The sequence below is a fragment of the Candidatus Frankia nodulisporulans genome, assembly GCF_902806475.1.
In the GTDB taxonomy this organism is placed as follows: domain Bacteria; phylum Actinomycetota; class Actinomycetes; order Frankiales; family Frankiaceae; genus Frankia; species Frankia umida.
In genome coordinates, this window is record NZ_CADCWS010000142.1 from 1 (window position 1) to 10,915 (window position 10,915).

9 protein-coding genes and 2 pseudogenes are annotated in these 10,915 nt (G+C 70.4%); 9 read left to right on the plus strand and 2 right to left on the minus strand.

Features of this window, described 5'->3' with window-relative positions; genetic code table 11:
- Positions 1 to 150: 150 nt before the first annotated feature.
- From G6R24_RS24145 to G6R24_RS21660, 8 genes and pseudogenes are all read left to right on the plus strand, one after another.
- Positions 151 to 411, plus strand: a pseudogene (locus tag G6R24_RS24145) (aldo/keto reductase); the annotation flags it as partial.
- Complete coding sequence (locus G6R24_RS23330; protein WP_263864055.1) at positions 380 to 631, plus strand: aldo/keto reductase; 252 nt, start codon at positions 380 to 382, stop codon at positions 629 to 631. The pseudogene G6R24_RS24145 and the gene G6R24_RS23330, both read left to right, overlap by 32 nt.
- 165 nt (positions 632 to 796) lie before the next feature.
- Positions 797 to 958 (plus strand): hypothetical protein, encoded by a 162-nt coding sequence (locus G6R24_RS13480; RefSeq protein WP_163549600.1) that lies wholly within the window; start codon positions 797 to 799, stop codon positions 956 to 958.
- A 31-nt stretch (positions 959 to 989) separates the two neighbouring features.
- Entirely contained in the window at positions 990 to 1,754 is a 765-nt protein-coding gene (locus tag G6R24_RS13485) for an SDR family NAD(P)-dependent oxidoreductase (RefSeq protein WP_263864056.1), read from the plus strand.
- 474 nt (positions 1,755 to 2,228) lie between these two features.
- Positions 2,229 to 3,494: a DUF222 domain-containing protein gene (locus G6R24_RS13490; protein ID WP_225438487.1), complete on the plus strand. Its 1,266-nt coding sequence runs from the start codon at positions 2,229 to 2,231 to the stop codon at positions 3,492 to 3,494.
- 31 nt (positions 3,495 to 3,525) lie between these two features.
- Positions 3,526 to 3,741, plus strand: coding sequence for a hypothetical protein (locus tag G6R24_RS22400; protein WP_263864057.1), 216 nt, complete (start codon positions 3,526 to 3,528; stop codon positions 3,739 to 3,741).
- Positions 3,742 to 4,202: 461 nt separating this feature from the next.
- Positions 4,203 to 5,249 (plus strand): hypothetical protein, encoded by a 1,047-nt coding sequence (locus G6R24_RS24535; RefSeq protein WP_225438485.1) that lies wholly within the window; start codon positions 4,203 to 4,205, stop codon positions 5,247 to 5,249.
- 489 nt (positions 5,250 to 5,738) lie between these two features.
- Positions 5,739 to 6,629 (plus strand): Zn-ribbon domain-containing OB-fold protein, encoded by an 891-nt coding sequence (locus tag G6R24_RS21660; RefSeq protein ID WP_192029128.1) that lies wholly within the window; start codon positions 5,739 to 5,741, stop codon positions 6,627 to 6,629.
- 137 nt (positions 6,630 to 6,766) lie between these two features.
- Here G6R24_RS21660 and lpdA read toward each other — a convergent pair whose 3' ends face one another.
- Entirely contained in the window at positions 6,767 to 8,170 is a 1,404-nt protein-coding gene (gene lpdA, locus G6R24_RS13505) for a dihydrolipoyl dehydrogenase (protein ID WP_163549603.1), read from the minus strand.
- 598 nt (positions 8,171 to 8,768) lie between these two features.
- On the opposite strand from lpdA, the gene G6R24_RS13510 reads away from it, so the two are divergent.
- The gene (locus tag G6R24_RS13510; protein WP_163549604.1) at positions 8,769 to 10,250 is read left to right on the plus strand and encodes a WS/DGAT domain-containing protein; all 1,482 of its coding nucleotides are present in this window, start codon (positions 8,769 to 8,771) and stop codon (positions 10,248 to 10,250) included.
- Between the two features lie 48 nt (positions 10,251 to 10,298).
- On the opposite strand, the pseudogene G6R24_RS22410 reads toward G6R24_RS13510, so the two are convergent.
- A pseudogene (locus G6R24_RS22410) lies at positions 10,299 to 10,915 on the minus strand (hypothetical protein); the annotation flags it as partial.

A 10,915-nucleotide genomic window follows, 5' to 3' on the forward strand; every position in this document is an offset into this window, starting at 1 on the left:
GGGTCTGTGGCGCGTGGTCTGTGGCGCGTGGCGCGTATGGGGCGGGGATGCCGTGGCGTGGGTGCTTCGAGGTCACCGTAGAAGCTGATGTCGAGGTGAGGTCAAGGCCCGGCAGCGGGTCCGCGACGCGCCGTTGATCAGCTCGACGCAGTGCAGCTACTCGCTGGTCCACCGCGATCTGGAGCAGAACTCCTGCCGTACTGCCGGGCCGACAACGTCGGCGTCCTGTGTTACAGCCCGCTGGCCGCGGGTCAGCTGACCGGATGGCGGGACACCCCGAGCGCCCCGGGGCGCCGCCGGATGGGCACGATGTCGCCGTTGCCCGGTCCCACCCTGCGCGCGGCCCGCGCCGCCCTGGACCTGGTCGCCCGGGCGCACGGTGTCTCGATGGCCCAGGTCGCGCTGGCCTGGCTGTTGGCCCAGCCGGGGGGTCACATCCGTCATCGTCGGGCCGAGCCGGATCGAGCAGCTGGAGGACAACCTCGGCGCCGCGAGCCTCGTGTTGACCGAGGAGGAGCTGCGCAGCCTGGACGCCGCCACCCAGCCCGAACCGATCTACCCCGGCACCCTCGACCGAGCCCTCGGCGCTCTCGCCGAGCGATCCTCGTCGTGGACGAAGCCCAGGAGCTGACCCCGGCGGCCACCATGGTCGCCGATATATCAACTCGGGGTTGGTACTTCGGTACGGTGGGTTCGGGGTTGACGCTGGTACCGCCCAACAGTCTGGCCTGCGCCGCCTGGGACGAGACGGAACTCGAACGGTGGATCAGCCCGGGCACCGGACCTGAACGAGGCGATGCGGGCCCGGCTGCGCAAGGCCGCGGCCGCCGTTCGGGAACGCGGCTACAGCGTCGTCCTTGACCCGGCCACCCGCCGGAAGCGCAGATCGACGGTCGTCGGGCTGTCCGGGACCCGGCGCCCGTTCGCGGCCGTCGCGCTCGAGGAACGTCCGGCGTAACGGGTAGGAAGGGACCGCAATGGTGGACAGGTTGGCACGGAAGGTCGCGCTCATCACGGGTGCCGCGAGTGGCCTGGGCAAGGCGCAGGCTCAGCTGTTCGTGGCGGAGGGCGCCCGCGTGGTGGTCGCCGATATCGACTCCACGGGCGGCCCCGCGCTGGTCGCCGAACTCGGGGAGGCGGCGGTCTTCGCCCACCTGGACGTCACCGACGCGGCCGCCTGGGAGCCGGTCGTCGCGAGCGCGCTGGCCCGCTGGGGGAGCCTGGACGTCCTGGTGAACAATGCCGGCGTCGCCGCGGTCGGCACGCTTGAGCAGCTGCCGCTCGAACAGCACCGCCAGATGGTCGACGTGAACATCAACGGCGCCTTCTACGGCACCCGGGCGGTCGCCGCCGCGATGCGCCGGCAGGGCGCCGGTGCCATTGTGAACATCTCCTCGATCGACGGGTTGGTCGGTATCGCCGGGCTGTCCAGCTACGCGGCGACCAAGGCCGCGCTCACCGGGCTCACCCGTTCCGCGGCCCGGGAACTCGGGCCGGCGGGCATTCGGGTCAACGCGGTGTACCCCGGTGTCATTGACACACCGCACATTCCGGCGGCGTCCCGGGCCTACGTCCAGCGGCTGGTGGACTGGCAACCCATCCCCAGGCTGGGCCGGCCGGAGGAGGTCGCCGCGCTGGTGCTGTTCCTGTCCGGGGACGAGGCGAGCTACATCACCGGGGCCCAGATGGTCGTTGACGGTGGCCACCTCGCGGGCCCGTGGCGACCATCCCAGGAAGGCGCGAACGAGACCTGACCCAACGCCTTCGGTGCCGCATCGAACCGGTCGAGCTCGCGGGGGAACGAGGGGCGGTTGCGCGGCACAGCCGCCCCTCACGGCGCGGCTGTGGTCGTCGGGCTTCAGCTCGAGGACGTCGTGAATCCGGTTTGCACACCCTGGTATTAAGATCGCCCGGAAGCGCAAAGTTGGCAAGGGTGTTCGGAGATCCAGGGTGGTGCTCCGGATTTCCGAGACGGAAATAAATTCCCATTCTGGGGTTGGCGACTTCTGGCGGAATGAACTTCTCCTTCTCGTGTTCGCTGTCCGGTGCTTCCTGTAGGACTCCAGGGTTCCTTGGTGATATGCGACCGTCGTGGCTGGTGCTCTTGTCGGCCGGCCTGTTCGGAGGGCCCGCTGGTCCTGCTGTGGACACGTGGCCTGTTCGGACTAGACATCAGATGGTTCGAACTAGCGTTCGACATCGAAGTGTGCGTGGTAGATGCTGTGTTCATGATGTTCAAGGAAAATTCTCCGGACGGCCCTGCGCCGCCGCCCGGCTCCGCCGGGAAGGTTGGTGAAGTCGCCTCCGGTTCCATGCCCGCCGGTGTTCGGCATCTGATTCCCGGAGCTACCGGCCGGGTTCTCCTGTCCGGAGGCGACGAGCTGTCGGCCGGTGGTGCGGCGGATCCCATTCCGTCAGGAGAACCGTGTTCAGGATCGGTAGCTGGCGCCAGCGCTGGCCCGGATTCGGTTGCCGGCGCAGTCGCGGCAGCTGGCTCCGGAACGCGGTCCGGTCCGGTCGAGTGTCTGGCCGCGCTGTCGGAGGTGATGGCGGATCTGTTGTCATCGCCGTCATGGCAGTGGTCGAACGAGGACGTCGGTGAGGTACTGGAGGGTGTACGGGCGTTGGCCTCCCAGGTGGTTGCCGCCCGCAGTCAGGTACTGGTCGAGGCCGGGGCCCGTGGGTTCGCCGCGAGTACGGGCTCGGATGATCTGCCGGCCTGGATGTGCGACCGCCTGCAGATGACCCGCGATGATGCGCAACGGGAGATCGCGCTGGCCCGCGACACCGTCGAAGGTCCTTATCGGGCGGTCGGCCAGGCGCTGGCCGACGGGCGACTGGGTCCGGAGAACGCCCGGTCGATCGTTGAGGCGTTGCGCCGGCTTCCGAAGGACCTTCCCCAGGAAGCCGTCGCGAAGGCCGAAGCTCTGATGCTGGAAGCGGCCCAGTTCATGGATCGCCGCGAGTTGCAGAAGTACGGCGTGGAGATTCGCGAGCGCCTCACGTACGTGGATGACTCCCCGGGCGGGGACGATCCCGAGGCGGATGCGCTGACGGGTGAGCACGAGGGCCGTGGCAAGCCCGGCACGAAGAAGAGCGGCGACGGTGGTGGTGACGCGGGCGGCGCTCCGGTGGATCCGCATGCGGCGCGGCGCCTGACGTTCGCCGATACGGCCTCAGGCACGACGCTGATCAGCGGGGAACTTGACGCTGAAGGCGCAGGCCTGCTGCGCACCGCGCTCGATGGTCTGTCCGCCCCCGCGCCGAGCGCCGATGGAATCCGTGATGAGCGCAGTCCCGCTCGGCGCCGGGCGGATGCGCTGGTGGAGCTCGCGCATCGGGCGCTGTCAGCCGATACGGTGCCGTCGTCAGGGGGGACCCGGCCGCATCTGACGGTCACGGTGGGGTGGGAGACCCTGGCGGCGCACGTTCCCGCCGCATATCCGCCGGGCCCTGATCAAGCGGGATCAGGGATGTGCGTTCCCCGGCTGTGATCGGCCCCCGTCATGGACGGATGCGCATCATGTGGTCTCCTGGCTGGATGGCGGCGAATCCGCGCTGGATAACGGCGTGCTTCTCTGCGGGCATCATCACAACCGGGTGCATCACGAGCACTGGGATATTGTCATGGACGTGGATCGGCGCCCCACGTTCATTCCTCCGGAGCATATCGATCCGCAGCGTCGCCCCCGGCGCAATCCGTATAGCCAGCCGCGTCCCGATCTTTTCTCCACGGCATAGGTGCGAGAAGGTGTGGAGGGCCATTGGGGCGACGGAGTGGTGCCAGCGTGCCGTTCCACCGGTCGTCCTGTCGTGCTCGTGGGCATCGGGAGCCGTTCACGGTTGGGCTCGCGAGGCCTGTGCCCGTTGGACCGGTGCACCGGAGGGTTCCCTCGCGGTGGGCGCGGTGGGTGGAACGCGGCCGAGGCAGTGCGGAGGCCGGGCGGGACACGGCCCTGCCTGCCGAGACGCATCGATCGACGCACGCCAGTGGTGCGAAGGGAGGGGAGGAGAGATGTCCGGTGTTTCGTGCGGCTTCCCCGTGCGTGCGTGTGACGGCAATGACGTTTTGGCCTCGCATGGGCAGCCGTCGACGTCACCGGCGGGTTTGGCCGAGGCCACGACAGCGGCGGGCATTCGATGGGGCACTGCAGTGTCGGGTTCTCGTGGCCATTGGGGCGACGGGTGTTCATGCTGGAGTCATGCGCGAGTCCCTTCCCCTGACCGCACCGGTCAGCTTGGCCGATCCCGATGGCGAGACGGGCCTGGCCGGCCTGCCGGGTGCGGCAGGACCGCAGGGCGCGGCCGGCGGCTCGGGCGGCCCGGCGCTGGTCTGGTACGCCAGCTACGGCTCGAACATGCGCCTCGCGCGGCTCACCTACTATCTGGCCGGCGGCTGCCCGCCCGGCAGCACCCACCGGCATCCGGGCTGTCGGGATCCGCGGCCACCACGCCTCGCCATGCCGGTCATGTTGCCGGGAGCGATGTACTTCGCCTCGGAGTCGGCGATCTGGACCGGTGGGGTTTCCTTCTACGACCCCACCGCGGCGGGGGAGACCGCTGGCCGCGCCTACCTGCTGACCGCCGGGCAGTTCGCCGACGTCGCCGCGCAGGAGATGCACCGCACGCCCGAAGCCGATCTCGACCTGGCCGCGGTGCTGCGTACCGGGCGGGCCCAGATCGGATCCGGTCGGTACGAGACCCTCGTGCTGGTGGGCCACAGCGGCGGGGTCCCGGTGCTGACCTTCACCGCACCCTGGCAGATGGCGGACGTCGAGCCGTCCGTGCCGTCCGGCGGCTATCTGACCATGCTGGCCGCGGGCATCCGCGAGGCGCACGGCTGGCCCGCCGCGCAGATCGCCGCCTACCTCGCGGCTCGCCCGGGTGCGGCCGGGTACTGGGCGCCCTCGGAGATCGAGCGTCTCCTCACCCCGACGGAGTCCCTCCCCATCCAGACCGCGCCCCTCCCGGGCCGGGCTGGTGCCGCACTGGATCAAGCGGGTACCGCGCTGGGCCAGCCTGGTGCTGGACTGGGCCAGCCTGGTGTCGCGCTGGGTCAGCCTGGTGTCGCGCTGGTCCCGTCTGGATCTCATCCGGGACAGGCCGAGGTTCTGGTGCCGGCCGAGCCAGCTGCCGCCGTTTTCCAGTCAGCCCTCATCCCCACGCAGCCGGGCATGCTCCCGGGCCAGCCGGTCGGCACGATCGACGTGGCGCGCGACATCGCGACGCCCGCGGATCGCGCCGGCTGACTCCGGCTGACTCCGGGTGGCGTCGGGTGGCGCGGGCTGGCCCGGCTGATGGCCATGCGGCCATGCGTGCCAGGTGGTTGCGCCAGTACCGGTTGTGATGGGCCATCGCGGCGCACCGGTCACGAGGGTGCCGGGCCGGCGGGGCCGCCGCTGTGGGAACCGGGCGCCCACGCCTGGACGGCGGGCCCGGGTACCACCGGTCTGGTATGCCCGGGCGCGGGCACCGGGACGGGCCACCCCCGCGCGTGCGACCGTCTCCGGTTGCGATAGAAGTTGCTGGTAGAAGGGTGTTTGTCGCCGACCGCCGGGGTTTGCTGCGGCCGAGGCGGCGGGTGGCCCGTCCGATGGCTGCGGGGCGGGGCACCGCCGGGCGTAGTACCCCCGAGAGACGCGCATCGGCGTGACGCCTGGCGGTCGACGGTGGCACGGCCATCGCCGGCGCGGGCCGATGGCCCTCGTGGACGGATCACCGGCGACCAGGGGAGAACCATGAGCAGGGAAGCCGGTTCGGTAATCGCCGTGCGGGACGGCGCGGAACGGGGGAATTCGGTGCCCGGTGGTGCTGTGCTGGAACGGGAGGAACCAGCGCGGAAGGCGGGTGTGGAGCGAGTGATCAGTGGTCAGCCGCATGTACGGGTGATCCACCCCGTCCACCCTTCGGCGTCGCCGCGGCCCTCGATCCCGGGTGCGGTCGGCGATGCCGGCGGCGTCGTGGATGACGTCGACCCGGATGACGCCGCAGCCGCTGTAGGTATCAACGTTGCCGCGGGTGCGGGTGCGGGTGCGGGTGCGCGGGTCGGTGCTGGTGCGGGGGCCGCGGCCGATTCCACCACGGGTACGGGTGTCGCGGCCGGCGCGGGTGTGGATGTCGCCGTCGGTCTGGGTGCTGACGTCGGCGTCGGCGTGGGCGCCGAAGCCTCGGGTGGACCCGCGGGCGGTGCGGGGGAGGTGACGCGGCCGCAGGTGCTTGGGCCGTCGGCGCAGGGGGCGCTGTGGGCGGCGCTGCAGGAAGAGCGGTTCGTGCTGGGTCACTGCCAGCGGTGTGGGGCGTGGCTGGAGCCGGTGGCCGCGGCGGTCCGGGACTGCGAGCAGTGCGGCGGGCCGGCGGTGCTCGAGTCCGCCGACGGGACCGGTGTGGTGCAGGGCGTCCTGGTGATGCGGCATCCCGACACCCCGGCCTTCGCCGGCCGTGCGCCGTACGCCCTCGTGCTGGTCACCCTCGCCGAGGGGGTCAGGCTGTCCGGGCGGCTCGACGGGGTTCCGGCCGACGAGGTGCCCCTCGGCCTGCCCGTGCGGGCGGCTCTCGCGGTGCGGCCCGGCTCGACCGAACCCCACGTGGTGTTTCGTCCGCGGGTGCCGGCCGCCGCCGGGGTGCACTGATCGTCGGAGCTGGCCTACGAGGCCCGCCTGGCCTGTGCGGCTGGTTGGCCTGTGAGGCCGACTGGCCCGCGAGGCTGGTGACCTGCGAGGCCGGCCTGTCCGCGAGGCCGGCCTGACGCGGGTGCTGCGGAGGCGCCTCAGAAGTTGATCATGTGGCCGGCCAGGCCGTGGATGGCTTCCTTGACGGCTTCGCCGAGGGTCGGGTGGGCGTGGACGTTGCGGGCGAGTTCGGACACGGTGAGATCCCAGCGCTGGGCCAGGGTCAGCTGCGGGAGCTGTTCGGTGACGTCCGGGCCGATCATGTGCGCGCCGAGCAGTTCGCCGTACTTCCCGTCCGAAAGGATCTTGACGAAGCCGGCGGTCTCACCGAGACCGTGGGCCTTGCCGTTGGCCATGAACGGGAACTTGGCGACCTGCACGTCGAAGCCGAGCTCGCGGGCCTGCGCCTCGGTGTAACCGAAGCTCGCGATCTGCGGCTGGCAGTAGGTGGCGCGCGGCACCATCACGTAGTCGATCGGGTAGGTCTCGGCGTCACCGATGGTCTCGGCGGCGATGATCCCCATGGCCTCGGCGGCGTGCGCGAGCATCAGCTTGGCGGTCACGTCCCCGATGGCGAAGATGTGCGGGACGTTCGTCCGCGCGTACTCGTCGACGTCGATCGCACCGCGCTCGGTGAGCGCGACGCCGGTGTTCTCCAGGCCATAGCCCTTGACGTTCGGTGCGAAGCCGATCGCCTGCAGCACCTTCTCGGTCTCGATGACCTGGGAGGTGCCGTCCTTGCCGGTCACGGTGACCCGGACGAGCTCGCCCGACTCGTCGATCGAGTCGACCCGGGTCGAGGTGAGGACCTTCACCCCGGCCTTCTTGTAATGCTTGATCAGTTCCGCGGAGACGTCGGCGTCCTCCAGCGGCACCATCCGGTCGAGGAACTCGACGATCGTGACGTCCACGCCGTAGTTGTTGAGCACGTAGCCGAACTCGACGCCGATCGCGCCCGCGCCCGCGATGACGATGCTGCGCGGCAGCTTCTCGGTGAGGATCTGCTGCTCGTAGGTGACCACCCGGTCCGACAGGGACGTGCCCGGCAGCAGTCGCGGGGTCGCGCCGGCGGCGATGATGACGTGGTCGAAACTCACCGTCTGGGTGGAGCCGTCCGCCGTCGCCACCGACAGGGTGTGATCATCGAGGAACGTGCCGCGCCCGTTGAACTCGGTGATCTTGTTCTTCTTCATCAGGAAGTGGACGCCCTTGACCCGGCCATCCGCGACCTTGCGGCTGCGGCGAAACGCCTCCCCGTAGTCGAACGACAGTTCGCCGTTGACCGAGATGCCGAAGGTCTTGGCCTCGTGGGTGAGGGTGTGTACCAGCTCGGCGTTGCGCAACAACGCCTTGGACGGGATGCAGCCCACGTTGAGGCACACCCCACCCCAGTACTTCTCCTCGACCACCGCCGTGGACAGACCGAGCTGGGCTGCTCGGATCGCGGCCACGTATCCGCCCGGCCCGGCGCCGAGCACCACCACGTCGAAATGTTCGCTCACACACCGAGCCTAACGACCCTGGACAGTCCGGCGACGAGCCCGTCACCCGGCGTTCGGTCACACCTCGCGTGGGCCGACCGTCCCCCCACCCCCGGGGAGACGGTCCGTCCCGCTGTGCCCAGGATGCCCACCCGCCCGTCCGGTGGCCGCCGCGCCCGTCGGTCAAGGTTGTCCGCCGGTCGAGGCCGGACGTCGGTCGGTCCGGCCGCTCGTCGTGGGGCGGGGCTGGCGGGTGCGGGGTCGGAGCTGGACAGGGCAGTGGGGCCCGGAAACGGCGGGACATTCGGGCGACCCCGTCGGCAGTAGGAGCTCGGCCTTTTCGTGGTGATACACCGCCGGGCCATGCGGGGGCGGGTGGGCCCCTTTTCAGCTGCATTGACATGGCGATACCTGGGCGGGGGCTCCCGGGGGCGACACGTTTAACGTCCTGGTATCTCGAGACCTGCGACACAAGGTTGTCAGGGCGGAACGGCCCGGGGATAAACAGGTCCATGGGTACAGGTCCGCGCGGCGCGCTTTCCCGCCGTTCTGCTAGCATTGTTCCGAGGGGTATCAGCGTGTGTGCCCACTCCCCGGTCTCGGATGGGGGGCGCGCCTGATGACGCTCGTCGACTCGGTCTCGAAGACCGGCTACAACCGGGCGTTCGCCCGTCCACTCACCGCGGGTGACCGAGCGTACCTCGCTTTCCACAGGCTGAACCCGGGCGAGTTCCAGGATGTCGGCGCGGTGCTTTTCCTTGATGGTCCGGTGGAACTCGCCGACCTGCGGGCGCACGTCGCCGAACGGCTGCGTCAGCCCCGGGCACTGATGCTCACCGACCGGCTGGAAACGGTGACCGTCCGCCCGACCGACCGCCGCTCGACCGTCACCGAGACGCACTGGGTCTCCCAGCCCGACATGGACATCGACGCCCATGTCGCCGCCGTCCCGTTGCCGACCCTCGAACAGGCCGAACGCCTCGGTGACAGTGACGCCGTCGGCGATCGGCGCATCCGCGCGGCCATCGACCAGATCGCCAGCTGGCCGACCGACACGAACAGCCAGCCGTGGAAGATCTACCTGATCTGCGACAGCACCGGCACGTCCGGTGGCTCGTCCGGTGAACCGTCGGACATCACCGGTTCGGGTGGGCGCCGCGGTACGACGTCCGGCTCGGTGCTGGTGTACCGCACCAGCCACATCGCCCAGGACGGCGCCGCGCTCTACCGGGCGCTGCACCTGCTCTTCGGTGGCGAGGACGATCCCGACATCGGGCTGCCCACGTCGATCGCGCGGCCCAAGGCCGCCGACTATCTGCGTTTTGTCACCCGTGGCCTGAACGTGCTGTCACCGACGCGGGTGCTCGACGCCTGGGGCGGCCCGCCGCGGGGCCCCACCCGGCACACCTGGACCACCGCCGACCTCGGTGAGATCCGCACCGCCGCCCGCCGACACAACGCCACCGTCAACGACGTCTATCTCGCCGCGCTCGCCGGTGCCATCCGCACCTGGTCGGAGTTCGAATGGCGCCACGACGACCGTCCGGTGCACGCGCTGATGCCGGTGAGCATCCGGCTCGCGGCCGACCAGAACGTGCTGTCGAACTACACCTCGGGTGTGCGGGTCGCCCTGCCGTGCGGGGAACCGGACGCCGCCCACCGGCTCGCCCGCATCGCCGAGCGGACCAAGGCGCTCAAGCGTGGCGGCATCGGCCTGGTCGAACACCATCTTTTCCCCACGGTCGCCCAGCGCGCCACCCCACGCATGCTGTCGTACGCGGCGAGTTTCGGGGGACGCACCCACGAACTCGCGATGGTCGCCACGAACGCCCGCACCGTGTACGGTCCGCTGGAGGTCGCCGGACGCAAGGTCACCGAACTCATCGGCACCGGGCCGCTGCTCGCCGGGCGCCAGCACCTGTCGGTGGCGTTGTTCGGCGTCGGCGACCGGGTCGGCATCACCTTCGCCGCCAGTGACAGCGTGCCCAACCACGAGCGACTCGCCACCCTGTGGCGCCACGAACTCGACGAGATGAACCGCCTCGCGCCGATCGGCGTGCAGGTTCCGCACCAGCGTCATCCGGGTCCGCGCGCCCGGTGAGGTGGGCCCCCTCGGTGTGCTGACCGCGCCGCCCGCATCCCCACGCCGTCAGTCCCCGGCCGGTACTCGCCCCGGCCGATCACCCTGGTGGGATGCGGGCGCCTCCTGGGGCGGGCATGCGCCGTGGCCTGACGCATGCCCGCCCCTGGGGGCAACCGCGCGACTGTCTGTGCCCGCTGTGCCTGTGCCCGCCGTGCTTGCGTCCATGGTGTCCATGGTGTCCATGGTGTCTGCGGTGTTCGCGGTGTTCGCGGTGTTCGCTTCGTTCGTGTTCTTGGTGGTGGTCAGGGGAGCGGCGATCTCCTCGAGGGAACGGCCGGCCGCGTCCACACCGAGCAGGAGTTCGGCGACGCCACCGATGGCCATCACCGCGGCGCCGATGAGGAAACCGACCATCACCGGGCCGGTGCGTCCGGTGTCGATGAGATGGCCGAACAGCAGCGGGCCGGCGATGCCGCCGATACCGGTGCCGATCGCGTAGAAGAACGCGATCGCCAGGGCGCGGGTCTCCATCGGGAAGATCTCGCTGACCGTGAGATAGGCGGCGCTCGCCCCCGCCGAAGCGAAGAAGAAGGTGACCGCCACCACCGCGAGGAACGTCCACGCGGTCAGCGCGCCGGAATGGAACAGCACCGCCAGGACCACGCCGAACACGGCTGCCGCGA

Excerpts from the sequence above, each read along its gene's own strand:
- G6R24_RS13480 (WP_163549600.1), top strand. The coding sequence starts at position 797 with ATGCGGGCCCGGCTGCGCAAGGCCGCGGCCGCCGTTCGGGAACGCGGC.
- G6R24_RS13490 (WP_225438487.1), top strand. The coding sequence starts at position 2,229 with ATGATGTTCAAGGAAAATTCTCCGGACGGCCCTGCGCCGCCGCCCGGC.
- G6R24_RS24535 (WP_225438485.1), top strand. The coding sequence starts at position 4,203 with ATGCGCGAGTCCCTTCCCCTGACCGCACCGGTCAGCTTGGCCGATCCC.
- G6R24_RS21660 (WP_192029128.1), top strand. The coding sequence starts at position 5,739 with ATGAGCAGGGAAGCCGGTTCGGTAATCGCCGTGCGGGACGGCGCGGAA.
- G6R24_RS13510 (WP_163549604.1), top strand. The coding sequence starts at position 8,769 with ATGACGCTCGTCGACTCGGTCTCGAAGACCGGCTACAACCGGGCGTTC.